Source organism: uncultured Roseobacter sp., from assembly GCF_947488185.1.
Taxonomy (GTDB): Bacteria; Pseudomonadota; Alphaproteobacteria; order Rhodobacterales; family Rhodobacteraceae; genus Roseobacter.
Genome location: NZ_CANKYM010000005.1, coordinates 149,438 through 176,131 on the forward strand (window position 1 = coordinate 149,438; position 26,694 = coordinate 176,131).

A 26,694-nucleotide genomic window follows, 5' to 3' on the forward strand; every position below is an offset into this window, starting at 1 on the left:
TTACGTCCCAATGCGTGCCATCTCGAAGGGGGCGGATTGGTATATCTCGTTGATCCAATTGCCATAAAGGAGATGCGCATGGCTGCGCCACCGGTTCAGCGGCATCTGTGTGGGATCATCCTCCGGGTAATAATTCGCGGGCATGGTGATGGCGCTACCTTCGGCGACATCCCGGTCGTATTCCTGTTTCAGCGTATCCCGGTCGTATTCGAAATGGTTGAAGATATAGAGCGCGCGATGGTCTGGATCCTCGACCAGACAGGGGCCGACATCATCACTGCCCAGCAGTGTTCTCAGGCCCGGGGCGGCGTCGATCTCTGCCTGCCGCATCTCGGTCCAGCGGGACACGGGGATGACGCAGTCGTCGGAAAAGCCGCGCAGGTACTGCGACGCAGGCGCAAGGTTGCGGTGCCGGAAACAGCCAAACGCCTTGCCGTCCAGCATGTGTTTCTGCACGCCGTGGAAATGGTTGATCATCGCCATTCCGCCCCAGCAGACGCCAAAGGTGGAATGAACATTGGTCTGGGTCCAATCCATCACTTCGAGCAGCTCATTCCAATAAGTCACCTCTTCGAAAGCCAGATGCTCGATGGGGGCGCCGGTGATGATCAACCCATCGAATTTTTGATCCTTCACCTCCTGAAACGGGCGGTAGAAGCTCTCCATATGCGCAGCAGCGGTGTTCTTGGTCTGATGCTCCGACATGCGGATGAGGTTCAGTTCGATCTGCAGCGGGGTTGCCCCGATCAGCCGGGCAAACTGGTTCTCAGTCTGGATTTTTTTGGGCATCAGGTTCAGCAACGCAATGCGCAGCGGCCGGATATCCTGACGCGCCGCCTGATCCTCATCGACGACCATGACACCTTCGCGCGTCAGCACGTCATAAGCGGGCAGGTCTGCGGGTATCTTGATCGGCATGGTGTTTTTCCGGCGCTATGTCAGAGCAGTCAGATAGCCCCTTGCCGGGGCTGTCTCAAGGGGGGCTGTCTCACAGGTCAGTGACGCAGTCTTACAGGCAGGCGGCAATCAGATCCTCGAAGTCTTCCGGGGTCTTCAGGGCAGCCACCTGATCGGCGGTCACCGTCACCCCCCAGCGCGCCATGGCCGCATAGCGCGGTTGCCGATGCGCCAGTGCCCGGGCATAGGTGAAACGCACAAAAGCATCAGGATCAACATCCACCTCGACACAATTGTTTTCGCTCAGATATTCCTGCCAGACATGGGTCAGAAATTCGGGCTGATAGGCCATGGGTTTGGGCGCGCGATCAAATCGGCGGATCAGCTCCTGCGTGTGTGCCTCATCTCCCTTGATCCAGATCAGCAGGCAGTGTTTGGCCAGATCCGCCAGCATTGCGTCGCTGTCATCCGCCGCGTCCACCCATTCGCAGATCGACCCGCCGGTGTCACAAATGAAATGGGGATAGCCATAAAGCGCCTCGGCCCGCTCCGCGAAATGCGCGGTATCATAGAGTGCGGAGATTTCCGCCTGCCGGAACTGGTCCTGTCGACGTGTGTATTCCGCCATTGGCAAACCGCCCTTTGACGGGTCACCGGGTTTGCCCAGATAGGTGGCTACCGGCGCCAGATTGTCAAAGGTGATGTTGGAACCGATGTAGATGCTGTCACTCATCAGCAGTTCGCGCAGGAAGGGGACTTTCATCGCCTCGGCCTTGGCGTTGTCGGTAATGAATTCGCCCATGTAACGGGTGCCGATGCGGTAGTCGATGGAGTAGTGGAACCAGTCGCCGCTGGCGCGCAGCAGGTTCGACATATGGGTCTTGCCGAGACCGGACATGCCGTAGACCAGCACGGATTTACGCGGGGCAGCGCGCCAGTCGGCAGCGGAAGAATAAAGCATGTGGTCCGTCCTGACGGCGTGAGTGGCCCTCAGTCCTAGCTGCGACCATGGAAGGGGTCAATCAGTCTGCGACAACCCGCGGCGATTTTCGACGCCTGCGCAGGAGCCGCCCGTCCAGTACCGCAAGCCCCAGCGCCAGCAGCGCAAAACCGGCGTAGACATTGGGGCTCAACTTTTCATCCAGCACCAGCGCGCCGAGCAGGATGGCAAAGGGGGTGATCAGCAAGGTGACCAGCATCAGGTTCCCGCTGCCCGCCCGCGCCAGCACGTAGTAATAAAGCAGATAAGCCCCGGCGGTGGCGATCACCGCGTAGTAGGCAATGGCGATCAGCGTCACGGGTGCGAGGTCGAATTGGATCGGGCCTTCGACTACCACGGCAAGGGGCAGGGTGACGAGGGTCGAGCCAGTCAGCATACCGGCGGCGGCCACCTGTGGGGAAAGCCCCGACAGGGTCTTGCGGCCCCAGACGCTGGCCAATGCGTAGGAGATCGTCCCGCCGAGCACGGCAAGCTGGGCGAGCGATTGCAGATTGAAATCCCGCAGGTTTTCCAGCCCGATGACCGTGGCGACACCGGTGAACCCAAACGTGACGCCAATGGCTTTTCGCAGGCTCAACCGCTCGTCCGCAAAGAAGATCGCCGCCGTGATGACCCCGAACACGGCAGTCGCGGCGTTGAGGATGGAGGTCAGCCCTGTTTCGATGTGCAGCTGCCCCCAAGCCATCAGGCCAAAGGGGATCACGTTGTTGAGCAATCCCATGATCAGGAACGCCATCCAAACGGCAGGATCACGCGGGACCGGCAGCCGCATGACCGCAACCACCAGCCAGAGCACGAGCATCGCCCAGAAGGTGCGGTGCGCCACAGAGGTCAGCGGGCCGATTTCATCCAATGCGATGCGAATCGACAGAAAGGAGGCGCCCCAGATCATCGCGAGCAGGATCAGTGCGGCCCAGGTCCTGGTCGAGAGGGTCATTTGCTGTGTCATGCCGGGAGCCTAGGCAGGGCCGGGTCGAATAGCCACCCGGATCATGCGCGAAAGCCCCGCAGATTTTCGTCCACGGGGCTCTCGGGTTTGTTCGGTCGTCTAGTACGTCAGAAGGTGTAGCCGATCTTGACGCCAATGGCGACAGCATCGTTGTTTTCGAATGTGCCTGCCGGGGAGAATGGCCCGGCAACGGTCGTTGTATCCCCGATCCGCACGTAGCGGATACCGGTTGTGATCTTCATCTTGCCCTGCGTGTAGATCGCGGCAAGGCCGACACTGCGCTGGCCATCGGAGGGGCCGAGGTTGGTGAACAGATTGCCTTGCGTCTGCTCGTATCCCAAGGAGGCTGCGACGGACCATGTGTCGTTCAGTTTCCGCCCGACGCCGAGTGTATAGGTGGTCACATCTTCAGCGTAGCTCAGCAAAGATGCGCCGCCGGTGCGCTGGAAGTACAAGGAGGGGGTCAGGGCAAAGTCGGACCAGTCCACCCAGCGGATGCCACCAAACAAGAGTGTGTTGGGCGCAATGCCGGTTTGAAACGCAAGATTAAGCGACTGTGGTGTTTCGAACTCGGTGACGGATGATCTTGTTCCCAGAGCCACGCTCGTCTCGAAGGTGTCGTTGGCGTGCGATATCTCGGAGTTATACGTCAAAGAAACACGCAGCGCGATTTCGGGCTTCTCATAGGCGACACCGAAAACATATCCCACACCATAATCGCGAGAGGCATCAACGGCGTAGTCAAGGTTCAGCGCGGGAACAGGAGTGTTGAACTGGATCGTAGCATTGGCTTCTGCGGATTGCAGCCGCAGGCCCCCGTAAACGCTCGCGCCATTGCCGACATTGTATTGCAAGAGGCCGGTCAGTGCCATCGAATCGTATTCGGCTGAAGAGCCGGCCGCAAAGTAACCGGTGCCCGTGGGGTAATCGACCGAGGCATCGAACGGCTGGTCAAGGATAATTGCGTAGGACAGCCGGTCATTGATATCCGCCTTATATGCGGCGCCGTATTGCTGGTACGCGGGTGAAATATCGCCAGACCCGACCCCGGGTGTGAGGGTTGTTCCAGTACCGCTCAGTGTCGGCGATATGGTGGCAAAGCTGAATTCGATGTAACGCCCATCTTCGAAGAGCACGTCAACAGGCTGTCCCGTCCGGTCCAGGGCACCTGCGTGCGCGCCCCCGGCAGCAAGACACAATGCCGTTACACTTTTAAGGTAGTTTCTCATGAATCTCCTCCCCAGAAGATGCGCCTATAATTCTGCGTGATGTTTTCAAGTAGGCAGGGGCAATAAATCACGATCCCCGGTCCGGTCAATTCGTGACGCTAGGGAAGCCTCGGCTGTTACCCCACGTAAAATCAAGTCTTTTGCCGGGTTTCGACCCAAATGTTCAAATAGTTGCCTGCAAAGATGATTCCGGCCCCCAGAAAAACCCAGACGTCGACGGTCTCATTGTAGAGCAGCATTCCGATGATCGCGATGGCGGGCAGGCGGATGAAATCGATCGGCACCACCACCGTCGCAGGGGCAATCGCCAGCGCGTTTGTCATGCAATAGTGCGCCAGCAGACCGGCAAACCCAATCATGATCACAAAGGGGAGACTGGCCGCATCCGGCAGGGCGATGTCGCCGTCGTACCCGGCGGCAATCAGGCCCATCACCAGCTGCATCGTGGTCAGGTAGAAGAGAATGCAGGTGATGCTCTGGCTGCGCGTCAGCCGTTTGGTGAACATGATCGTCAGCGCAAAGAAGATGGCAGAGGCCGCCGCCGTAACCACACCCGCGTTGATGCCCGCCATATCGGGGCGCGCCACGATCAGGATGCCGATGAATCCCATGATGGCCGCGATCCCCCGCACCAGAGTCAGCCGCTCGCCCAGGATAAGCGGGGACAGGACGATCACCCACAGCGGCGAGGTGAATTCCAGGGCAAAGACCTGCGCCAGCGGGATCACCGTCACCGCATAGAACCACAGGTTCTGCCCGGTGAAATGCGCCATATTGCGCACCAGATGCGCGCCCAGACTGTCGCGGTTGATCTGCCGCCATGTGCCTGTAATCACGGCAACGACCACCACCACGACCACACCGATCAGGCTGCGGTACATCATGATCTCAAAGGTATCGAGCTGGGCAGCGGCTTCGCGCCCCGCGACCGCCATGGTGGAGAAGGACGCGATCGCACCACTCATCCACAGCGCGGCCTTGAGAATGGGGGACATGAGGATACCTTGATTTGGGCGAGGGTCGCGAGGGGAGGCTTAGATCACGTTCCCGGACTGTCGCCCTCGTGACGGGAGCCTGAACATCACCGGGTCATTCCCATTCGATTGTGCCCGGAGGCTTGGACGTGATGTCATAGGTGACCCGATTGATCCCCGGCACTTCGTTGATGATTCGCGTGGCCGTTTCGCCGAGAAATTCGTGGGAGAAGGGGAAGTAGTCCGCCGTCATCCCGTCCACAGAGGTCACGGCGCGCAGCGCGCAGGCATAATCATAGGTGCGATAATCGCCCATGACACCCACCGTGCGGACGGGGAGAATCGCCACAAACGCCTGCCAGATGTCATCATAGAGCCCATGTTTGCGAATCTGGTCGATGTAGACGGCATCGGCCTCGCGCAGGATGTCGAGTTTTTCGCGGGTAATCTCGCCGGGGCAGCGGATGGCGAGCCCCGGACCGGGGAAGGGGTGGCGCCCGATGAAGCTCGGGGGCAGGCCCAATTCACGCCCCAGCGCGCGCACCTCGTCCTTGAAAAGCTCGCGCAACGGTTCCACCAGCTGCATGTTCATGCGCTCAGGCAGGCCGCCGACGTTGTGGTGCGATTTGATCGTCACCGAAGGCCCACCCGAAAAGGACACCGATTCGATCACATCCGGATATAGCGTGCCCTGCGCCAGGAAATCGGCGCCGCCCATCTCGCGCGCGTGCCTCTCGAAGACATCGATGAAGAGACCGCCAATGATCTTGCGCTTGGTTTCAGGGTCGCTGACCCCTTCGAGCTTGCCCAGAAAGAGATCGGATTCGTCGGCGTGGATCAGCGGCAGGTTATAGTGTTCGCGAAACATGCCCACGACCTGCGCACTCTCGCCTTTGCGCATCAGCCCGTGATCGACATAGACGCAGGTCAGCTGCGCGCCGATGGCCTCATGGATCAGCACGGCGGCAACCGAACTGTCGACGCCACCGGAGAGGGCGCAGATCACCTTGCCGTCGCCGACCTGGTCGCGGATGCGCTGGATGGCCTCCTCACGGTAGGCGCCCATGGTCCAGTCACCCTTGAACCCGGCCAGCCGCACGAAGTTCTCGCAAAGCTTGGCGCCGTTGGGTGTGTGGTGCACTTCCGGATGGAACTGCACCGCATAGAAATTCCGGTCGATGTCGGCGGTGATCGCAAAGGGCGCATTGGGGGAGGTGCCATAGACATCAAACCCTGGCGCGATTTCACTGACGTGATCGCCGTGGCTCATCCAGACCTGTTCGCGGTCTGCGGCAAACCATCCCTCCAGCAGCGCCAGCCTGCGCGCCTCCGGCGTCACATAGGCCCGTCCGAACTCTGCCGTGCCGTGGCCACGTTCCACCTTGCCGCCCAGACAATGCATCATCACCTGCTGGCCGTAGCAGATTCCCAGAATCGGCACGCCCAGATCAAAGACGCTCTTGGGCGGCATCGGCGCGCCTTCGGCAAAGACAGACGACGGCCCCCCGGAGAAAATCACCGCCTTCGGCGCGAAATCACGCAGGAACGCGTCCGTGACCATATTGAAGGGGTGGATTTCGCAATAGACGTTCAGCTCTCGCAGGCGGCGCGCAATCAACTGCGTCACCTGGCTGCCGAAATCGATGATGAGGAGGCGGTCGTGTTCGGATGTGCTCATGGGTGCTGATTAGGCGCGCGCGGTCGCAGTGGCAAGAGGCCGAATGCCCAACACCTGTGCATAGTCTTATAATAAAGGGCGAAAGGCGGGGACATGTCGCTTTTTTCCCTGCAAGGCCGCTATACGGATGAGGACGTCAGGTGGAATACTGTAGCACCGGCGCAAGTGAGACATCGGGGAGTATCTACATGGCACAGGCGGCGGAGCGTAGACGGGGACGTGGCGGCGGTGGAGCAGCACGACGCGCGGAACGCAGCGCGGTGTCCTTTGAAACCGCACGTTTCATCGAGCGCAACATTCCCAATTTCGAGGTCCTGACCGAAGAAGCGCTGGAGATCATCGAGACCAATGCCGAAACGGTGCTGGAAGAAATCGGAGTCAATTTCGTGGAAAACCCGGCGGCGCTGGCGCGCTGGCGCGATGCCGGGGCGGATGTGGATGGCGAACGGGTGCGTATCCCGCGCGGCCTGGCCCGCAAGCTGTGCGCGACGGCACCGTCAAGCTACACGCAACACGCCCGAAACCCGGAACGGAACGTGGTTGTCGGCGGTAAAAATCTCGTGCTGGCCCCGGTCTACGGCCCGCCCTTTGTCCGCGACGCGGTGGGCGGACGGCGCTATGCCACGATGGAGGATTTCCGTAAATTCGTGAAGCTGGGCTATATGTCCAAGTGGCTGCACCACTCCGGCGGCACGGTCTGCGAACCGACGGATGTGCCGGTGAACAAACGCCATCTGGATATGCTGCACGCGCATATGACGCTAAGCGACAAGCCCTTCATGGGCTCGGTGACAGAGCCCAGCCGCGCACAGGATTCAGTGGAGATGTGCGAGATCCTCTTCGGCAAGGAGTTCGTGCAGGACAACACCGTGATGACCTCGCTCATCAACATCAACTCGCCGATGACATTCGACGATGTGATGATGGGCGCTCTGGAGATTTATGCAAAGAACAACCAGGCCTGCATCATTTCCCCCTTTATTGTGGGTGGGGCGATGGCACCGGTTTCAGTGGCCGGTACGCTGACGCAGGTGCTGGCCGAGTGCCTTGCGGGCATCGCCTATAGCCAGCTGATCCGCCCCGGTGCGCCGGTGATCATGGGGGCGTTCGTGACCTCCATCGACATGAATTCGGGCGCGCCGACCTTCGGCACGCCGGAGGCTGCGCATATCACATACGGTGCAGGACAGCTTGCCCGCCGTTTGGGGCTGCCCTACCGGTCCGCCGGGTCCTTCTGCGGATCCAAGCTGCCGGATGCACAGGCCGCCTACGAGACCGCGAACAGCCTGAACATGGGGCTGTTGGCAGGGGTGAACTTCATGCTGCATTCCTGCGGCTGGCTGGAAGGCGGGCTGGTGTCCTCTTTTGAGAAGTTTGTCATGGACGCGGATCAACTGGGTACCCTGCATCATCTTGCACAAGGCGTCTCGGTGGATGAGGACGCCCAAGCCCTGGATGCGATCCGCGAGGTCGGCCCCGGCGGGCATTACCTGGGATGTGATCACACGCAACGCAACTTCAAATCCGCTTTCTGGAAATCAGATCTACTGGACTACAAGCCCTTCGAGACCTGGGAGGACGAAGGCGCGCGGGACACCCAAACGCTCGCCGGCCTCCGGGTTGAGAAGATGCTGGCCGACTATAAGCAGCCAGCGCTTGACCCATCGATCAACGAAGCGCTTTCGGACTACATCGCGCGCAAGAAGGCCGCCGAGCCCGACAGCTTCATGTGATCTATGCAGCCTGCGAGGCGCGCAGTACGCGGGCCTCACCCAGCATGGCGATCAACACATCCACGTGGCGGATCAGGCTGTAACTGGTATCCCCGCCAGTTCTCTGCGCGTTCAGGTCAGCTTCAATCTCGATCAAACGAAACAATGCAGCACCGTGACGCGGCAAAACACCATACCCCAGCAGCCGAGGCAAATGTACCGTGCGTCGATAGTCCTCCGCGCCGATCCGCGCAGCGCGCATCAAAAGTTGTGGCCGACGAATGGCGTGCAGCATTGAGAGCAGGTCTTGCATTGGACATTCCTTTGTACCGTCTATCCCCAGGGGATTTTCTCCCCGACGATTGCGATATTACACGGGCGTCCTGCCTGTTGCGCAGGCACGTAGAGCCACGCTCGGGGGGCTTAGGAACTTGTTAACACTCTGAGAAGGGTGGGAATTTAGAGCGTGATCGAAATATCCGACCGGCCCGCAGAATGCGGAGTTTGCCCGGTTGCCTGCCTGTTGCGGCAGCGCGTTTAGCGCCGCGCGGAGGTTTAAATACTGTTTATAATTTAGAGACAATAATCCTCAAATCAGAAACTGTTAACGAACGGGTAACCAATTCGTCTTTAGGTTGTGTTTTGAATTGTGGCACAACTAAGGCATGCTATGACGCCGGATCGGATCATATGAAAGAGCTGGAGATGACCCCCTCACGCGGCTGCGACACACTCGAGGCAACACTGCCCGACTGGGTACCCGCAGCGGCACAGGTGTATCTGGCTCATACCGAAGCCGGTTTGCCAATCCGGGCCCTCGCCCGGGCGGCAGGCTGCCACGCCTCAACCATTCTACGCCAGATACGGCGGGTTGAAACGAGGCGGGACGATCCATTGGTCGATGCGGCGCTCAAATCACTGGGTGCCGCGCATTTTGTTCCCCGTTCCAACGCCGCCAAAGTGAACGAAAAGGATCTTCCGCGCATGAGCTTCCAAGACAGAATATCTGCTCCGACGTCACCTTCGGACAACCCGCCCAGTGAAGACGTGCTGATGGCGGAAGGCGCACGCGTTCTGCGCCGCCTATGTGAGACCGGCGCAGTGCTTGCCGTGGCCGCCGAGATGGAGAAAGCCGTGATCGTGCGGGACGGGGCCGGCGGACAGGCGACGCGAACCGGGGTTGTGTCCCGCCAGATTGCCGAAGCCATGGCGCTGAAGGAATGGATTTCGGCCCAGACGACGGGTAAAATCACCCGATATTCGATCACCCCGGCCGGGCGCGCGGCGCTCGAAGACATGCTGGACGAGGAAGGCGGCACCACGGCAAGCGGATTTGCCGAGGCACCAACTGATTTCGCCGGCCAGCATCGCAGCTGGGGCGAAAAAATATTGCCTGATATCGACACCGGACGTCCGCGCCGCATGCGGTACAATCTGGCGGAAAGCCCGCTGACGGCCCTGGCCCGGCGGCGGGATAAGAACGGCGAGCCCTTCCTCAACGACGATCTGGTCACCGTCGGCGAACGCCTGCGCGAGGACTTTGAGCTGGCGCAAATGGGCCCGCGCGTGGCTCAAAACTGGGATCGATTCCTGACAGCAGGCGGGCGGGGCAGTTTCGTGCCGGACAGCGGCGTGGGTGACGGCCCCTCCAATGCGCGCAAACGGGTGGCGGATGCGCTGTCCGACCTTGGGCCGGGCCTCTCGGATGTGGTGTTACGCTGCTGCTGCTACCTCGAAGGGCTTGAAACGGCCGAGAAAAAGCTGGGCTGGTCCGCGCGGTCGGGCAAGATCGTGCTGCGGATCGCGCTGATGCGGCTGAAACGGCACTATGATGAAACCATCGGCCCCGGCGGGCCGCTCATCGGATAGAATAACAAGGCAGGCAATCGAGACCTGAGACGGGGGGCGTTGAAAAGCGCGCCCCGTTTTGCATGGCGTCTGACGCACATCTGCCATGCAGCCCGCGACATTGCCTCGTGGTTGAACCTCACCCCTGACATCGTCTACACCTTGATCGACCCGGGATGTCTCATACATCCGGATGTGAAGGAGCATTTTTCATGGCCCCACGCGATCTGAAAATCCCCGAACAGCGCCACCCTGAAAAGGCGCGGCGCCCGGACAATCCGCAGCCCAAGAAACCCGATTGGATTCGCGTCAAGGCACCGGGCGGGCAGGGATATGCCGAAACCGCGCGGATCATGCGGGACAATAATCTCGTCACCGTTTGTGAAGAGGCCGGATGTCCCAACGTCGGCGAATGCTGGAGCCAGGGTCACGCCACCATGATGATCATGGGCGAGGTGTGTACGCGCGCCTGCACCTTCTGCAACATCGCCACCGGCAAACCGCCCGAAGCGCTGGACGCCTTTGAACCCGGCCGTGTCGCCCATGCCGTTGAGAAGCTGGGGTTGAATCACGTGGTCATCACCTCCGTGGACCGCGACGATGTGGAAGACGGTGGTGCCGATCACTTTGCCCAGACGATTCGCGCCATACGTCACCGTAGCCCCGACACCACGATTGAAATCCTGACACCCGATTTCATCAAATGTGGCCCGGAAGCGCTGGAGGTCGTTGTCGAGGCGCGTCCCGATGTCTTTAATCACAATCTCGAAACGGTACCCGGCCTCTACCCCGAGGTCCGCCCGGGTGCGCGCTACTTCCATTCCCTGCGGCTCTTGCAACGGGTGAAGGAACTGGATCCGTCAATGTTTACAAAATCGGGCATCATGGTGGGTCTGGGCGAGGACAAGCAGGCCGTGATGCAGGTGATGGAGGACATGCGTGCCGCCGACATCGATTTCCTGACCATCGGGCAGTATCTGCAGCCCACGCCGAAACACCACCGCGTGGACCGATTCGTACACCCGGACGAATTCGCGACCTATGAAAAGGCAGCCTACGGCAAAGGCTTTCTGATGGTCTCGGCCACGCCGTTGACACGGTCATCCTATCACGCGGGGGACGACTTCGCCCAACTCCGCGCAGCCCGGAATCGCAAGCTGGGCATCGCCTGATCAACGTGACGTTGCGTTAATGGGGGAAATTCCCCGTTTCATTCCCGTGACATTTATCGCGATGGTTGTGTAGTCGGGGAGGGTAATTGTAAACTCTCCAAGGCAGATAAGATGACCGATATCCATTGGGCAATTCTGGCCCTGCGTGACATTAATTGCGCACTCGACCGAAAACGCTATGACGTTGCAAGCCACCACATTGATGACGCGATTTTTGCCATCATGGCACGCGACGCGCAGGATACTCTTTCCGTTGTGCGGAAAACTGGCCAGGGCCGGGCGAAAGTCTGACCTCCGGCGCGCCTAGTCCTGCGTGAACCTCACCTTGCCGATGAACGGCAGATTTCGGTTCCGCTGGGCAAAATCGATCCCATAGCCCACGACAAATTCATCTGGTATTTCAAAGCCGGTCCAATCGGCTTTGAAATCCACTTCGCGGCGGCTGGGTTTATCGAGCAGGGCAATGGATTTCAGGCGCGCGGGCAGGCGGCTGTCGAGCAGGTGTGTCACGTGGTTCAGCGTGTGGCCGGTGTCGACGATGTCCTCGACCACCAGCACATCGCGACCTTCTATGGCCCCGCGTAAGTCCTTGAGGATGCGGACTTCCCGCGTGCTCTCCATGCCGTCGCCATAGCTTGAGGCTTCGAGGAAATCGACCTCGATCGGCAGGTCCAGTTCGCGCACCAGATCGGCGATAAAGACAAAGCTGCCGCGCAGCAGCCCGACAACCACCAGCTTGTCGGTGTCCTTGAATTCGCCCTGAATCTCGCGGCACAAATCCTCGATCCGCGCGGCAATCGCCTTGGCCGAGATCATTTCGTCTATGACATAAGGACGCGTGGGCATGGGTTAGACCTTGATCTTGGCAAGCGGACGAAGCACATGGATGGCTAACCTTCACAACCTGACAAATCAATGCCCACGCACGCCGAAACCCGAACACTCCCCTACAGCGCCCAGCAAATGTATGATCTCGTGGCCGATGTGGGCAGTTATCCGGAGTTTCTGCCCTGGTGTTCCGCGGCACGGGTGAAGTCGGTGACGCCGCAAGACAACGCGCAGGTGATGGAGGCCGACCTGGTGATCAGCTTCAAGGTCTTCCGCGAGCGCTTCACCAGCCGCGTGGTGTTGATGCCGGACGACAAGAAGATCGACACCGAATACCTCGACGGGCCGTTTCGCTACATGAAATCCAACTGGGCGTTTCGCGATGTGCCAGAGGGCTGCGAGGTCAGCTTCTTTGTCGATTTTGCCTTTCGCAACATGATTTTGCAGCGTCTGATCGGGGTGGTCTTCAATGAAGCGATGCAGCGGATCGTGCGCGCCTTTGAAACCCGCGCTCAGGCGCTCTACGGTACGCAGCAGGTTTGATCTGCTCAGCGAAGGACCGGCAATGATGGGGATCACCGACAGACTGATCGCCTTCGCCGGGGCAGACCCCGACCGCGACGCGCTGGAGATGATGCGGCTGTCGCTCTTTGACTGGGCGACATGCGGCATTGCCGGCGCGCAGGAAGCCGAGTTCGCGGGGTTCCGTACCGCAGTGATCCAGGCCGGCGGTGCGACAGAGGCAACGATCTTTGGCGGCGGCGCTGCACCGGCATCCACGGCGGCCCTCGTCAACGGCACGTTGAGCCACGCGCTCGACTTTGACGACACTCATTTTGCACATATCGGTCACCCGTCAGTTGCCGTTGTCCCCGCTGCGCTGGCGGTTGCGGAACGGTCGGGGGCGTCTTTCGACGATCTGCTCGTGGCGGCGCTGATCGGGGTCGAGGCCTCGATCCACGTGGGGCTGTGGTTGGGCCGGGACCACTACCAGGTGGGGTTTCACCAGACCGCCACGGCGGGTGCTTTCGGGGCAACGCTGGCTGCGGCTCGTTTGCTGCACCTGTCCCCTGATGAGGTCCGCCACGCGCTTGGGCTCTGCGCGTCCCTGGCTTCTGGCCTGAAGGCGCAATTCGGCACGGGCGGCAAACCGATGAATGCCGGGCTCGCCGCACGCAGCGGGGTCGAGGCCGCACTTTGGGCGCAGGCGGGGTTGACCGGTGCGGCGGACGGTCTGGCCGGACCGCTGGGGTTTGCAGAGACACATCACGCCACCGGATCGACGGCGCATCTGCCGCATCTGGGCACCGCGCCTTGGCAGATCATGACGATCTGCCACAAGTTCCACGCCTGTTGCCACGGGCTTCACGCCATGCTGGAGGCGCTGCGCGAGGTGGATGTCGAAATCGAACAGATTGAGCGCGTGACAGTTCATACGCACCCCAGGTGGATGAGCGTTTGCAACAAGTCCGATCCAAACACGGGGCTTGCAGCCAAATTCAGCTATCGTCACACGGCGGCTATGGCGCTTTCAGGCATGGACACGGGGCGCACCGAAAATTTCTCCGACGCAATGGCGCAGGATCCGGCGCTGGTTGCCTTGCGGCAAAAGATCGACGTCGCGGAGGATGCACTGCTGTCAGAAATGCAATGTCGTATCGAGCTTACGCTGACGTCCGGAGAGGTCATCAACGGTTGTTACGATCTGGCCTCGCCCATGCCCTTTGACGTCCGGCGTCAAAAACTGAGAGAAAAGGCGCGCGGATTTCTGGGCGAGAAACAAGCCGATGTGCTCTGGCAGTCCGTCGAGTCCGGCGATCTTGCAGGCTTTACGACACTTTTGCAGACGTCAAAGCCCGTCGCGCAAAAGACGTAGCGCGTGGTCGCGTGCGGCGGCGCGTACATTTTCCCGCCCGCGCGCACCGAATTCCACCGTTTCGGTTTGCACTGCTTTACCACGCGCCAGCCCGAAACAGACCCGACCTTCGGGTTTATGCTCCGACCCACCGGGCCCGGCAATGCCAGTGATCGACACGGCCAACTGCGCCTGCGATGCTGTCAGCGCACCGCGCGCCATCTCCGCCGCCACCTCTTCGGAGACGGCCCCATGAGTAGCGAGGGTGACAGGTTTCACGCCCAGCATTTCGGTTTTGGCATCGTTGGAATAGGTGACAAAGCCCCGTTCCACCACAGAAGAAGAGCCGGGAATATCGGTCAGCGCCGCCATCACCATACCGCCCGTGCAGCTTTCGGCCGCCGTGATCATCATCTGCGCCGCCATAGCCTTTTCAAGGACGTCCCGCGCGAGGCTCATGCCAGAACGCCGTGGTAAAGCCCGGCGAGGATCAGCACCCCGATTGCAGCGAAAACCCCTGCGATCACGTCATCCAGCATGACGCCCAAGGCATCACCACGCCGGTCTGCCCAGCCAACCGGCCCCGGTTTCAGGATGTCGAAAAGGCGGAACAGAAGGAACGCAGCGATCCAGCCGGGCCACATAACCAGGATGTTTATCCCCATTGACCAGGCGGCGTAGGACAGCGGCAGCAGCGCAATCCACTGACCGACAACCTCATCGACGACGATCTCGGATGGATCATGATCCGCACTGTCTTTTGTCACGATGGCCGTCGCCCACCACCCCTTGGCGAACCCTGCAAAAATACCCAGCAGCAAAAGCGGAAAGCCCCCCAGAACATGCAGCAGCCAGCCCCAGGGCAGGGCGACCAGTGACCCCCATGTGCCCGGCGCAGGGCGGATGTAGCCCACCCCCATCATGGTCGCGATCAAGGTCGCCGCGCGGTTCATGGTTTCACCAGGGCGGCTGTGGCGAGGCAGGCGATGCCCTCGCCGCGCCCGGTAAAGCCCAGCCGTTCCGAGGTGGTCGCCTTGACCGAGATACAATCCACCTCCAGCGCCATGATCCGCGCTAGATTTTCTCGCATGGCGGCGGCATGGGGGCCGATCTTGGGCGCCTCGCAAATCAGCGTGCAATCGACATTGGAAAGGCCAAACCCCATGTTCGTGGCAAGCGACACGGCGTGGCGTAGAAAGATGTCGCTCGCGGCCCCCTTCCACTGGGGATCACTGGGCGGGAAATGCTGGCCAATGTCGCCCTGCGCCAGTGCGCCATAAATCGCATCCGTGATCGTATGCAGCGCCACATCTGCATCGGAATGCCCCACAAGCCCCTGATCGTGCGGGATTTTCACGCCGCAAAGGGTGACGTGATCGCCCGAACCAAAGGCATGCACGTCAAATCCGTTACCCAGTCTGATGTCCATTTCTTGCCCTCAGGATACGTTCCGCGCGGATGAAATCTTCCGCCATGGTGATTTTCAGATTGTCTTCGCTGCCCGGCGTAATGGCAACCGCCAAACCGGCGCGACGCGCCAGTTCGACATCGTCCGCAGCACCCTCGGGGCAAGCCCGATGCGCGGCGATGATCTCGGCCAGATGAAACCCCTGCGGGGTCTGCGCCCGGTAGAGACCATCACGCGGGACAGCGGCGGCCACCGTGCCGTCCTCACCACGCCACAAGGCATCAACGACGGGCACCGCAGGGGCTGCTGCCGGTCGGTCGCGTAGCGCCTCAATCACCCCGTCGATCACGGCGCGCGACACGCAGGGCCGCGCAGCATCGTGGATCAGCACTTGATCGCATGTACCTTCCAGCACCTGAAGCCCCGCGAGCACGGAAGCGCTGCGCGAGGCACCGCCCGCGACAATGTCGGCGGCAGGCTCGGTTGGCCAATCTCCCGTGGCAAAATCATCCGAGCTCACAACCAGCACAAGGCGGTCGATCTGCGGGTGATCGGCAAAGGCGCGCATGGCGAAATAAGCGCTGGAACGACCGGCCAGAGGACGCCACTGTTTGGGCTGGCCGGCGCCCGCGCGCAGACCACGCCCGGCGGCAACAATCACGGCGGCGATTTTCATGTATCTGTTGGCTCCCACATGCTCCGTATCTAGGCCTTTGCGAGGACGGAGGCAATTGATCCTGCTGTTTGCTTAAAAATTGTGCATACTGACATGACAGCCGGTGCCTGAGCCCCTTGGAATATTGAGGAAATACGGCTCAATTGATAAACGCGTTGGCAGCGCCCAAGGATTAAGCATTTGACCTCAGTTGCTCTGCCGTTCGATTTGACACCCCCTGTGCTTCTGGCGCCCATGGCCGGAATCACCGATCTGCCGTTCCGCACGCTGGTGGCATCTTTCGGCGCCGGGCTGGTGGTGTCTGAGATGGTCGCCAGCCACGATATGCTGAACGCGCGTCCCGGAAGCCGGGAAAAAGCAGAGCTGGGTCTGGGTCACGTCGGCACGGCGGTGCAGCTGGCCGGGCGCGAGGCCGCCCCCATGGCCGAGGCCGCACGCATGGTCGAAGGGCAGGGCGCACAGGTCATCGACATCAACATGGGCTGCCCCGCCAAGAAGGTCACGCAGGGCTACTCCGGCTCTGCGCTGATGCGCACCCCGGATCATGCGCTCACGCTGATCGAGGCGGTGGTGAATGCGGTGGATATCCCGGTGACGCTCAAGACCCGGCTGGGCTGGGACGACAAGATGCTGAACGCGCCGCAGATCGCCAAACGCGCAGCGGATGCGGGCATCGCGATGATCACCATTCACGGCCGTACGCGGTGCCAGTTCTACAAGGGTCGCGCAGATTGGGCCGCCATCCGGCAGGTCAAAGATGCGGTGCAGATCCCGGTGATTGCAAATGGCGATGTTATAGATGCCGCATCGGCGCGCGAGGCTCTGACGCTCTCCGGCGCGGATGGCATCATGGTGGGCCGGGGCGCGCGGGGCAAACCCTGGTTGCTGGCGCAGATCGCGCATGAGCTCTTTGACACGGCTGCCCCTGTCATCCCGCAAGGCGACGATTTTTCGCAAATGGTGCAGAGGCACTATGACGCGATGATCCGGTTTTACGGAGAGGATCTTGGGCTGCGCGTCGCCCGCAAACATCTGGGGTGGTACATGGACACCTGTGGCACCGCGGACCACTTGCGTCGGGCTATCCTGACTGCGGACAGCGTGGACACAACGATGCGTCTGCTCCGTGAGGTCAGTTATTCCGATCACTCGGTGGCCGCATGAACTCTGATCGCGCCATCTGGGCCAGCCTGCCTGTGCCGACATTGATCATCGGTCCGGACGACCAGATCGTGGACATCAACTCCGCCGCCGAAGGCTTTCTGAACGTCTCGGCTAAATCTGTCCGGGACGTGCCGGTCTGGGACCAGATCGCGGTCAACGACCCGCTGGAGGCAGCCTTTGAGCGGGCCCGCGCCAGTGGCACGCCGCTCTTTGTCAACGATGTGGACGTGGGCAGTGGCGAACGTGCGCCGATGCAGTCCGATCTGCAGGTCGCGCCCCTTGTTGGGCATCCCGATCACATGATCCTGATGATTTCGCCGCGCGAGCTGGCCGGGCGGATGACACAGAACCATTCCGTGAAATCCGCCGCCAAGTCGGCCATCGGCATGGCGGAGATGCTGGCGCATGAAATCAAGAACCCGCTGGCGGGCATCACCGGTGCCGCGCAGCTGCTTAGCATGAATCTCGGCGCGGAAGACCTTGAATTAACGGATTTGATCGTCGAGGAAAGCCGCCGTATCGTCAAGCTGCTGGGGCAGGTGGAGCAGTTCGGCAACCTCTCAGTGCCCGACTTTCAGCCGGTGAACGTGCATGACGTGCTGGACCGGGCGCGGCGCTCTGCGCTGCTGGGCTTCGGCGCGCATATGAAGATCGTGGAGGATTACGACCCCTCCCTGCCGCTCGCCCATGGCGACCCGGACCAGCTGCTGCAGGTGGTGTTGAACCTGCTGAAAAACGCCTCGGAAGCGGCGGGCGAGAGCAAGGGCACCATCCGGCTGCACAGCTACTATGAACACTCGTTTCGTCTGCGGCGCGCCGATGGCACCGGCCAATCGCTGCCCTTGCAGATCGAGATCATCGACGATGGCCCGGGCCTTCCGGAGGCGATCAAGGGCGATGTCTTTGATCCCTTTGTTTCAGGGCGGGAGAATGGCACCGGTCTGGGCCTGGCCCTCGTCAGCAAGATCATTTCCGACCACGGGGGGTGGATCTCCGTGACGTCCATTCCCGGTCGTACGGTTTTTCGCATTTCCCTGCCTCGCGCGCCCAAGGCCGCTCAGCACAGCCAGTAAAAGGAGTTCCGACAGATGGATGGTACAATTTTGGTCGCCGACGACGACAGGACGATCCGCACCGTGTTGACGCAGGCGCTGACCCGTGCGGGCTGCAAGGTACACGCGACCTCCAGCCTGACAACGCTGATGCGCTGGGTGTCCGAGGGGAAAGGCGATGTGGTGATTTCGGATGTGATGATGCCCGACGGAAACGGGCTGGAGATGTTGCCCAAGATTTCGCAGGATCGTCCCGGCCTGCCTGTCATCGTGATATCGGCGCAGAACACGATCATGACCGCGATCAAGGCGGCGGAGGCAGAGGCCTATGACTACCTGCCCAAACCTTTTGATCTGCCGGACCTGATGAAGCGTACCGCCCGCGCGTTGGATACGCGCCCGCAGAACCGGCGTCTGTCGGATGAGGCGGAGGCGCGGCCCGATGATCTGCCGCTGGTGGGGCGCACGGCGGTGATGCAGGCGCTCTACCGCGTCGTGGCGCGGGTCATGAACACCGATCTGCCGGTGCTGATCTGGGGTGAATCAGGCACGGGCAAATCGCTGATCGCACGGGCAATTCATGATTTCTCCGACCGGCGTAATCTGCCGTTCATCACCGCGTCTTCCGAAGACTTGCAGGATCTGGAGGGGCCGGCGCGGCTGCTGGCGCGGGTCAAGGGCGGGTCCTTGCTGGTTGAAGAGATCGCCGATCTGCCCGCCGATCTGCAGGCGCGGCTTGTCCATATGATGGACACACCCGGCGAGTACGCGCCACGGTTTCTGGCCACCAGCCAGTCGGATCTGAACGCCGCCATGGAGGCGGGCCAGATGCGCAAGGACCTCTATTACCGGCTGAGCGGCGCCACGCTGACGGTCCCGGCGCTGCGCGAGCGGGTGGATGATATCCCGATCCTCGCGGATCATTTTCTGGCCAAGGCCGAAGCCGCCGGGGCCGCCCCGCGCGAGCTGTCACGCGAGGCCGGGGACATCTTCCGCAATTACTCCTGGCCCGGCAACGTACGCCAGCTGGAAAATGCGATCCGGCGCTTGGGCCTCACCAGCCGGGCGGCGGAAATCAGCGCCAGCGAGGTGGAGCAGGTCTTGGGGGCCCAGCCCGATCTGGAACCGATGCGTGCCTCGGGCAATACCGAGAAGCTCGGCGCTTCGGTGGAGCGGCATCTGCGGCGGTATTTCGACCTGCACGGGAACATGCTGCCACCGGCAGGCCTCTACACGCGGATTCTGCGCGAGGTTGAGGCGCCTTTGATCGAGATTTCCCTCGAAGCGACCGGCGGAAATCAGGCGAAATGTGCCGATTTGCTCGGAATCAACCGAAATACCCTGCGAAAAAAGATCACCGACCTCGATATAGAGGTGACACGCCGCCGAAAATTGATGTAAAACTGCCACACAAAGCGTGGCCATTGGGGGACACCCCTGATCAGGACTACAAGATAAGGCGGTAAGGCGCGTCAAGCGCCACATCATGAGTGAGGGCATCGGGTGAATCCCCGTGTAGAAAGGTCACTATGGCTGCGGCTGGGGCGTTTGCGCCGCATTCGCAAGGTGCGCAATTTCGCGACCCTCGGCCTTGTGGTGTTGGGGCCGGTTCTGGCGCTTTCGACCTATCTGGTGCTCGGTCCCTTGGGTCAGGCGAGCAACACGCTGGGGCTGCGCCTCATTCTTCTGGCCGATCTCGTTTATGTCCTTGTGGTAGCGGCGCTGGTGCTGGCCCAGGTCGGCCGCCTGATCGCCGCGCGGCGGGCAAAATCCGCAGGCTCCCGGCTGCACCTGCGGCTGACCGGGGTTTTTGCCTCGCTGGCTCTTATTCCCACGGTCACCGTCGCAATTTTCGCCGGGCTTACGGTGAATGTCGGATTGGAGGGGTGGTTTTCCGACCGCGTCCGCGAGGTGGTGGGCAGCTCCCTTGCGGCAGCGCAGGCCTATGAGGCGGAACAGCGGAGCGATCTGGCCGAGGACGCGCTGGCCCTTGCGGAAAGCCTCGACGAGGCGCGCCGCTCCGGCATCAACATCTCCGACAGCGAAATGCTTGGCGAAGGTCAGCGGCAGATCCAGCGCGGGCTACGCGAAGCCTATCTGATTGATGGCACACGGGAAATCCGGGCGCGGGGGGATCGCTCCTACCTCTTTGACTATGAACCCCCGAGCCTTGCGGAACTGCAGGCCGCCGATGAGCAGGATGTCGTCGTCATCGAGGATTGGGACAATAACGAATTCCGCGCGCTTGTCCGACTGTCGGCCTTTGTGGACCGCTTCCTCTATATAAGCCGGGACGTGGATGGCGAAATCCTCTCGTTGCTGGATGAAACCAAGGAAACCGTGTTGTTTTACCAGCAGCTGGAGGATGAAAGGGGCCGTCTGCTCTTTGATTTCGGGCTGCTCTATCTTGCCTTTGCCCTCATTCTCATCCTGGCGGCGATCTGGCTGGGGCTCTGGTTTGCCGAACGTCTGAGCGGCCCGGTTGGACGCCTGACCGGGGCGGCGCAGCATGTCGGGGCCGGTGATCTGGATGTGCAGGTACGCGAGGAGGAAGGTGACGACGAAATTGCCATGTTAGGTCGTTATTTCAACCAGATGACGCGGCAACTTAAAGCACAGCGTGAAACGCTGGTGGAGAACACGGAGCAGATCGAACGCCGCCGCCGCCTGTTCGATTCCGTGTTGAGTTCCGTCACCTCCGGCGTGGTGGGCCTTGATCCGCGCGGGCGGGTGACCTTTGTGAACCGAGCGGCGGAGCGCCTGCTGGACTGGCGGGTTGGGCAGGAGTCGCTGGCTTTGAAGGTTGCTGTGCCGGAATTTGGCCCGCTGTTCGAGACCATCGTGCAATCGCGCAACGAGGTTGCTCAGGGAGAGGTCAAGGTGTCGCGGCAAGGGCGACTGGAGAACCTTCTGGTCCGCATGGCGACGCGGCGCGCGCAGGATGGCACGCTGGAAGGCTACGTTGTGTCCTTTGACGATGTGACCGATCTGGTGAGTGCGCAGCGCATGGCCGCCTGGGGCGACGTCGCGCGCCGCATCGCGCATGAGATCAAAAACCCGCTGACCCCGATCCAGCTCTCCGCCGAACGGATCAAACGCAAGTTTTCCCCCAAAGTGGGCGAGGAAAGCGAAACGCTGGATCAGATGACGGATGTGATTGTCCGCCAAACCACCGATTTGCGGCGGATCGTGGATGAGTTCTCCAAATTCGCCCGCATGCCGGAACCGGAACGCAAACCGGTGAACCTCAAGGATCTGCTGCGCGACGCGGTGCTGCTGCAACAGACCGGACAGCCGGGCGTGAAGATTGCGATGACCTTACCAGAAACGCCGATCACGGCGGACCTTGACGCCACGATGATCAGTCAGGCCCTGACCAATTTGATCAAAAACGCCGGGGAAGCTATTGAATCCCTTCAAAATAAGGGCGCGCCGGAAGGTCATTCCCCGCGGATCGAAGTTTCACTGACGTCGGATGAGAACCGGGCCCGGATCACCATTGCAGACAATGGGGTCGGGTTGCCCGAAGATCGGGCCCGGCTGTTTGAGCCTTATGTCACGACCCGCAGCGAAGGCACCGGCCTGGGCCTGCCCATCGTGAAGAAGATCATGGAGGAGCACGGCGGCAGCCTGTCCCTCGAAGATGCGCCGCTTTTTGACGGCCACACCCATGCCGGCGCCATGGCGGTGATCACCTTGCCGTGCTCCCCCATAGACGCCGAAACACATCCTGAGCAGGAGGAAACTGACCGATGAGCGATATTCTTATTGTGGATGACGAACGCGATATCCGGGAACTGATTTCGGATATTCTCAAGGACGAAGGGTTCGCCACCCGGCTGGCCGGGAACTCTGACGATGCCATGGCCGCGATCAACGCCGACGCGCCCGCGCTCATCGTCCTCGACATCTGGCTCAAGGATAGCCGCATGGACGGCATCGATATCCTTAAGACAGTCAAACGCGATAACCCGGATGTGCCGGTGGTGATCATTTCCGGGCACGGCAACATTGAGATTGCGGTCGCCGCGATCAAACAGGGGGCCTATGATTTCATCGAAAAGCCTTTCAACATTGAACAGCTGCTGGTGGTGATCCGCCGCGCCATGGAAACCTCGCGCCTGCGCCGCGAGAATCAGAGCCTGCGCCGCCGGGACGTGACCAAATCGGATATGATCGGCACCTCGGCGGCCTTCCGGGCGCTGGTTGGGCAACTGGACAAGGTCACCAAATCGAACGGGCGTGTCATGCTGACGGGTCCCGCAGGGTGCGGTAAGGAGGTGGCTGCGCGCTATATCCACGCCAATTCCAACCGGGCCTCGGCACCCTTTGTCACGGTCAATTGCGCAGGTGTCGCGCCGGAGCGGATGGAAGAGGTGCTCTTTGGGCGCGAGACGCCGGAGCGCGGTGTGGAACCCGGCCTGCTGGAGGAAGCCCACGGCGGGGTGATCTATTTCGACGAAGTGGCCGATATGCCGGTGGGCACGCAATCCAAGATCCTGCGCGTGCTGGTGGACCAGCAGTTCCAGCGCGTCGGCGGCAATGACAAGGTGCGGGTAGATTTGCGGGTGATTTCCTCCACAAACCGTAACCTGGAGCAGGCGATCCAGGCCGGGACCTTCCGTGAGGAATTGTATCACCGGCTGAACGTGGTGCCGATCCCGGTGCCGTCGCTGGAAGAACGGCGCGAGGATATTCCGGCGCTGGCGGCGCATTTCATTGCCGAGATGAACGCGTCCCAGGGGCTGCCGCTGCGCGAGATCAGCGAGGATGCACAGGCGTTGATGCAGACGATGATCTGGCCCGGCAACGTGCGTCAGTTGAAAAACCTGGTGGAGCGGGTGCTGATCCTCGGCGATGGCCAGGATGCGATCGAGGCGCGCGAGTTGCCCGGTGTCGATGAAGGCAGCGGTGACGAGAACCGCGTGGTGCTTTCCGGGGCCCTGGCGACACTGGCGCTGCGCGAAGCGCGCGAAGCCTTTGAACGCGAATACCTGCTGACGCAGATCAACCGGTTTGGCGGCAACATTTCCCGCACCGCGAATTTTGTGGGCATGGAGCGGTCCGCCCTGCACCGCAAGCTGAAATCGCTGGGCGTGGTCACCTCGGCCAAATCCGGGGCGCGCGTGGCGCATGTGGACGAAGAAACGGAAACGGCGGCGGAGTAGGTTACCCGGCGATCTCGGCCAGCACATCGACGCCCTGCATCTTCAGAAAGTGCAGCATGTCGATGAAAATCCAGTTTTCCGCAAGCCGGTCGCCGTCGCGCCGGTAGACATCGACCACGCGCATATCGGCGCGGGTGTCGTTTTCCGGCACCCCCATGAAGCCGCCGGTGTTGGTCAGCGTCAGATTAGGCCAGCCAAAGAACCCGCCATAGGTGCCTTCGGCCATCCGGCAAAGATGCCCGTTGAAAGCGCGCCCCGATATGCCCCGGCGAAACGGTCCCTGATGCTGTTCGATATAGCGGTCGATGGTATAGGTGGCCCCGATGCCCGCAGGCCCCCACCAGATCATGTCGTCATGCCAGTCCTGCGCCAGTTCCTGTTCCGGCGGCAGCGGATTGGGGCTCGCATTGGCGTGATCAATGGAGCCGATCATGTGATTGATGCGCGACAAGGTCCGCGCAGTTTCCGCCGCGTTCTGTGGGCTGAGCAACAAACCGTCGTGGGTCATCGGGCCGGGTTGTATCAGGTGCAGCCCGGTTTGTGCCGCGCGCAGCGGGTTCAGGCCCGCTTGCAGCATCAGATGCAGCAAATCGACAAACAGCGCACTCTGCGTAATCCGGCCGTTTTCCACCCTGTTGAATTCCGCGTAGCGCAGAAACCCCATCTTGCAGGTGGCTGGAATATTGAGGAAGGGCGCATCGAAAAGACCCATCAGATGCCCCATGGAACAGGTCCATTGCCCCTGGAACCCGTCCATCTCGTTCAGGCCGGCGAAAAAGATGTCTTCGCGGCGCTGCACGGTGGAGAAAGCCTGCAGAAACGGGACCCAGAACGTATTGGCAATTGCCTCCGGCCCGGTCTGTTCGTGAAACGGGTGCATCCCGTACCAATGACAGTCAGGGGTCATGCTCTGCGACAGGACCCTTGCCACGTCCTGCGGCGTCGCCTGAGACAGCGCCGCGTAGTGGTCGCGGACGACAGATTTGGTGGCTTGCAGATCGAGGTTCGGGAGATTCGGCATGTTCATGCGCCAAGCTGTAGAAAGGCCGCGCCCCGACTTCCAGCCCAAATGCGACGTGATCAGCCCGCCTGGGTCACAATCTGCCACGAGCCGTCATCATTGCGGATCACACAGCTTTGCGAGGACAAACGCGGTAGCACCTGCGTGGCGCCTTTTGGCGCGGCGCGGGATATCCCGTTCGGACAATTCGGAATGGTCGCGGGGCTGTAGCCCTGGTTGGCCATGCATTGTTGCTCTGCACGGTTACGCAGACCCAGATTGACGTCGACCGTATACACCTCGCCGGGCACATAATAGCCGCCCCGCGTGTAACACGATCCATCCGCATTGCAGATCCGGCGACCGGGAATGTAGCGCGGCGGCTCACGGCGCACCTGATTGGCGACCGGCACATCCGCCAAGGCCGAGATTTCGCAGGCCAGCAGATCGGATTGCATGCGGCTGACGGGCACGCCTTCGCGATGATAGATCGACAGGGGGGCACAGGCGGCCCAGACCAGCAGACCAACACCAAGCACAAAGAGAAAACGCAAAGAGATCATGCACCCAGTTTGCCCTGCCGCGCGGGAAAGGACAATTGAATTGACCGCCCAGAGGGCATCTGCCATTCAGAAGACCGCGAAATGGCTCGAAGGACGTAAGAGCGCATGAAAGTGATTATCTGTGGCGCGGGGCAGGTAGGCTGGCAAATTGCACGCCACCTGTCGGGCGAACGCAATGATGTCACCGTGGTCGACAACAACCCTGATCTGGTGCGCCGGGCAACCGATACGCTGGACGTACAGGGTATTGCGGGCTTCGCAAGCTATCCGGATGTGCTGGAGCGGGCAGGGGCCCGCGATGCGGAGATGGTGATTGCCGCGACCTATTCGGATGAGGTCAACATGGTCACCTGCCAGGTGGCCCATTCGGTCTTCGGCATCAACCGCAAGATCGCCCGGTTGCGCAGCAAGTCCTATCTGGACGCGATCTATTCCGACCTCTACCGCCGCGATCACATGCCCATCGACGTGGTGATCAGCCCGGAAAAGGAGGTTGCCGCCGCGGCGCTGCAACGGCTCTCGGCGCCCGCGGCCTTTGACACCGAAGTGTTCATGAACGGGCAGGCGCATCTGATGGGCATCACCATCGAGGAAGAATGCCCGGTGGTGAACACGCCCCTGCGGCAGCTGACCGATCTTTTCTCCACCCTGCGCGCCACCGTTGTGGGTGTGCGCCGCGAGGGATCGCTCTTTGCGCCGGAGGCCAAGGATCAGCTCTTTGTCGGGGATGACTGCTACGTCTTCACCCATGTGGATGACATTCCCCGCACGCTGGAGATCTTTGGCAAGAAGGTCACCAAACAGGAGCGCGTGGTTCTGGTCGGCGGTGGCAATGTCGGGCTGGCCGTGGCGCAGACGCTGGAGGCGCGGGCGAAACGTGTACGCGCCAAGGTGATCGAGAAAAACCGCATCTGCGCGGAAAAGGCTGCCGAGGCGCTGGAACGCACAATCGTGCTCAACGGGGACGGTCTCGATGCGGGGCTGCTGGCCGAGGCGGGGATTTCCCGCGCCGATGCGATGCTGGCGATCACAGATGACGACAAGACCAACATGCTGGCCTGCGTGCGCGCCAAGGCCGAGGGCTGCCCCTATACCATTGCGCTGATCAACGACCCAACACTGGTGCCGCTGATGACCCCGCTCGGGATCGACGCCTACATCAATCCGCGCGCCACAACCGTCAGTTCGATCCTGCGTCACATCCGTCATGGCCGGGTCCGCGCGGTCTATTCCATCGGCGATGCCGAGGCCGAAGTGATCGAGGCGGAGGTGATGTCGACCTCGCCGCTGGCGGGTCGGCGCATCTCCGAGATCGATTTCCCCGAGGGCGTGCTTGTCGGCGCGGTGCGCAAGGGCAAAGAGGTGATCCGCCCGCTGGGCTCGACCCGCATCGATGAAGGCGATGTTGTGGCGATCTTTGCGCTGGCGGGCGACGTGCCGGAGGTGGAGCGGCTGATGCAGGTCTCCATCGACTTCTTCTGACCCGTGGGACGCATTCGGTCCATCCAGAAACGCCGCAGC

26 protein-coding genes are annotated in these 26,694 nt (G+C 61.3%); 12 read left to right on the forward strand and 14 right to left on the reverse strand.

The window, feature by feature from the left end; genetic code table 11:
* From metA to guaA, 6 genes are all read right to left on the reverse strand, one after another.
* Entirely contained in the window at positions 1-918 is a 918-nt protein-coding gene (gene metA / locus Q1A52_RS18850) for a homoserine O-succinyltransferase (RefSeq protein WP_300018969.1), read from the reverse strand.
* A gap of 91 nt (positions 919-1,009) precedes the next feature.
* Positions 1,010-1,858 (reverse strand): ATPase, encoded by an 849-nt coding sequence (locus Q1A52_RS18855; RefSeq protein ID WP_300018972.1) that lies wholly within the window; start codon positions 1,856-1,858, stop codon positions 1,010-1,012.
* Between the two features lie 61 nt (positions 1,859-1,919).
* Positions 1,920-2,846: a DMT family transporter gene (locus Q1A52_RS18860; protein ID WP_300018975.1), complete on the reverse strand. Its 927-nt coding sequence runs from the start codon at positions 2,844-2,846 to the stop codon at positions 1,920-1,922.
* Between the two features lie 107 nt (positions 2,847-2,953).
* Positions 2,954-4,075, reverse strand: a complete 1,122-nt coding sequence (locus Q1A52_RS18865; RefSeq protein WP_300018977.1) for an OmpP1/FadL family transporter — start codon at positions 4,073-4,075, stop codon at positions 2,954-2,956.
* A 131-nt stretch (positions 4,076-4,206) separates the two neighbouring features.
* Positions 4,207-5,070 carry a DMT family transporter gene (locus tag Q1A52_RS18870; protein WP_300018980.1) on the reverse strand — a complete coding sequence of 288 codons (864 nt, stop codon included), beginning with the start codon at positions 5,068-5,070 and terminating at the stop codon, positions 4,207-4,209.
* 94 nt (positions 5,071-5,164) lie between these two features.
* On the reverse strand, positions 5,165-6,727 hold the full coding sequence (guaA, locus tag Q1A52_RS18875) for a glutamine-hydrolyzing GMP synthase (RefSeq protein ID WP_300018983.1): 1,563 nt from the start codon (positions 6,725-6,727) through the stop codon (positions 5,165-5,167).
* Positions 6,728-6,915: 188 nt separating this feature from the next.
* Here guaA and Q1A52_RS18880 point away from each other — a divergent pair, with 188 nt between their 5' ends.
* Positions 6,916-8,460 (forward strand): trimethylamine methyltransferase family protein, encoded by a 1,545-nt coding sequence (locus tag Q1A52_RS18880; RefSeq protein ID WP_300018986.1) that lies wholly within the window; start codon positions 6,916-6,918, stop codon positions 8,458-8,460.
* 1 nt (position 8,461) lies between these two features.
* Here the strand turns inward: Q1A52_RS18880 and Q1A52_RS18885 are convergent, their stop codons facing one another.
* Positions 8,462-8,752 (reverse strand): DUF6477 family protein, encoded by a 291-nt coding sequence (locus Q1A52_RS18885; protein ID WP_299783398.1) that lies wholly within the window; start codon positions 8,750-8,752, stop codon positions 8,462-8,464.
* Between the two features lie 377 nt (positions 8,753-9,129).
* Here Q1A52_RS18885 and Q1A52_RS18890 point away from each other — a divergent pair, with 377 nt between their 5' ends.
* The 3 genes from Q1A52_RS18890 (at position 9,130) to Q1A52_RS18900 (ending at position 11,750) form a co-directional block, all read left to right on the forward strand.
* Positions 9,130-10,308, forward strand: a complete 1,179-nt coding sequence (locus tag Q1A52_RS18890; RefSeq protein WP_300018990.1) for a DUF6456 domain-containing protein — start codon at positions 9,130-9,132, stop codon at positions 10,306-10,308.
* 191 nt (positions 10,309-10,499) lie between these two features.
* On the forward strand, positions 10,500-11,459 hold the full coding sequence (gene lipA / locus Q1A52_RS18895) for a lipoyl synthase (RefSeq protein ID WP_195821966.1): 960 nt from the start codon (positions 10,500-10,502) through the stop codon (positions 11,457-11,459).
* 111 nt (positions 11,460-11,570) lie between these two features.
* Positions 11,571-11,750: a hypothetical protein gene (locus tag Q1A52_RS18900; RefSeq protein ID WP_299783396.1), complete on the forward strand. Its 180-nt coding sequence runs from the start codon at positions 11,571-11,573 to the stop codon at positions 11,748-11,750.
* Positions 11,751-11,762: 12 nt separating this feature from the next.
* On the opposite strand, the gene hpt is transcribed toward Q1A52_RS18900, so the two are convergent.
* A complete protein-coding gene (gene hpt / locus Q1A52_RS18905) occupies positions 11,763-12,305 on the reverse strand; it encodes a hypoxanthine phosphoribosyltransferase (protein ID WP_195821968.1) in 543 nt (180 codons plus the stop codon).
* Between the two features lie 69 nt (positions 12,306-12,374).
* Between hpt and Q1A52_RS18910 the strand changes: the two genes are divergently transcribed.
* Together Q1A52_RS18910 and Q1A52_RS18915 are read left to right on the forward strand one after the other, a co-directional pair.
* Positions 12,375-12,830: a type II toxin-antitoxin system RatA family toxin gene (locus Q1A52_RS18910; RefSeq protein WP_300018993.1), complete on the forward strand. Its 456-nt coding sequence runs from the start codon at positions 12,375-12,377 to the stop codon at positions 12,828-12,830.
* A gap of 25 nt (positions 12,831-12,855) precedes the next feature.
* Complete coding sequence (locus Q1A52_RS18915) at positions 12,856-14,163, forward strand: MmgE/PrpD family protein (protein WP_300018996.1); 1,308 nt, start codon at positions 12,856-12,858, stop codon at positions 14,161-14,163.
* On the opposite strand, the gene Q1A52_RS18920 is transcribed toward Q1A52_RS18915, so the two are convergent.
* The 4 genes from Q1A52_RS18920 to ispD are packed head-to-tail and all read right to left on the reverse strand — an operon-like array spanning position 14,137 to position 16,226.
* Positions 14,137-14,601, reverse strand: a complete 465-nt coding sequence (locus Q1A52_RS18920; RefSeq protein WP_300018999.1) for a CinA family protein — start codon at positions 14,599-14,601, stop codon at positions 14,137-14,139. The genes Q1A52_RS18915 and Q1A52_RS18920 overlap by 27 nt on opposite strands.
* Entirely contained in the window at positions 14,598-15,095 is a 498-nt protein-coding gene (locus Q1A52_RS18925; protein WP_299864331.1) for a phosphatidylglycerophosphatase A, read from the reverse strand. The genes Q1A52_RS18920 and Q1A52_RS18925 overlap by 4 nt, the downstream gene beginning before the upstream one ends.
* Complete coding sequence (gene ispF, locus Q1A52_RS18930) at positions 15,092-15,571, reverse strand: 2-C-methyl-D-erythritol 2,4-cyclodiphosphate synthase (protein ID WP_300019001.1); 480 nt, start codon at positions 15,569-15,571, stop codon at positions 15,092-15,094. The genes Q1A52_RS18925 and ispF overlap by 4 nt, the downstream gene beginning before the upstream one ends.
* Positions 15,552-16,226, reverse strand: a complete 675-nt coding sequence (ispD, locus tag Q1A52_RS18935) for a 2-C-methyl-D-erythritol 4-phosphate cytidylyltransferase (RefSeq protein ID WP_300019004.1) — start codon at positions 16,224-16,226, stop codon at positions 15,552-15,554. Before ispD ends, ispF begins: the two co-directional genes overlap by 20 nt.
* Positions 16,227-16,460: 234 nt before the next feature.
* Between ispD and dusB the strand changes: the two genes are divergently transcribed.
* The 5 genes from dusB (at position 16,461) to Q1A52_RS18960 (ending at position 23,610) form a co-directional block, all read left to right on the forward strand.
* On the forward strand, positions 16,461-17,390 hold the full coding sequence (gene dusB, locus Q1A52_RS18940; protein WP_300019007.1) for a tRNA dihydrouridine synthase DusB: 930 nt from the start codon (positions 16,461-16,463) through the stop codon (positions 17,388-17,390).
* On the forward strand, positions 17,387-18,463 hold the full coding sequence (locus Q1A52_RS18945) for an ATP-binding protein (protein ID WP_300019010.1): 1,077 nt from the start codon (positions 17,387-17,389) through the stop codon (positions 18,461-18,463). Before dusB ends, Q1A52_RS18945 begins: the two co-directional genes overlap by 4 nt.
* A gap of 15 nt (positions 18,464-18,478) precedes the next feature.
* Entirely contained in the window at positions 18,479-19,843 is a 1,365-nt protein-coding gene (locus Q1A52_RS18950; RefSeq protein ID WP_300019013.1) for a response regulator, read from the forward strand.
* Positions 19,844-19,945: 102 nt separating this feature from the next.
* Positions 19,946-22,198, forward strand: coding sequence for a PAS domain-containing sensor histidine kinase (locus Q1A52_RS18955; protein ID WP_300019016.1), 2,253 nt, complete (start codon positions 19,946-19,948; stop codon positions 22,196-22,198).
* Entirely contained in the window at positions 22,195-23,610 is a 1,416-nt protein-coding gene (locus Q1A52_RS18960; protein ID WP_300019019.1) for a sigma-54 dependent transcriptional regulator, read from the forward strand. Before Q1A52_RS18955 ends, Q1A52_RS18960 begins: the two co-directional genes overlap by 4 nt.
* A 1-nt stretch (position 23,611) precedes the next feature.
* Here the strand turns inward: Q1A52_RS18960 and Q1A52_RS18965 are convergent, their stop codons facing one another.
* Together Q1A52_RS18965 and Q1A52_RS18970 are read right to left on the reverse strand one after the other, a co-directional pair.
* A complete protein-coding gene (locus tag Q1A52_RS18965; RefSeq protein WP_300019022.1) occupies positions 23,612-24,637 on the reverse strand; it encodes a nuclear transport factor 2 family protein in 1,026 nt (341 codons plus the stop codon).
* Positions 24,638-24,690: 53 nt separating this feature from the next.
* On the reverse strand, positions 24,691-25,173 hold the full coding sequence (locus tag Q1A52_RS18970; protein WP_300019025.1) for a hypothetical protein: 483 nt from the start codon (positions 25,171-25,173) through the stop codon (positions 24,691-24,693).
* 105 nt (positions 25,174-25,278) lie between these two features.
* Here Q1A52_RS18970 and trkA point away from each other — a divergent pair, with 105 nt between their 5' ends.
* Entirely contained in the window at positions 25,279-26,655 is a 1,377-nt protein-coding gene (gene trkA / locus Q1A52_RS18975; RefSeq protein ID WP_195821980.1) for a Trk system potassium transporter TrkA, read from the forward strand.
* Positions 26,656-26,694 lie beyond the last annotated feature (39 nt).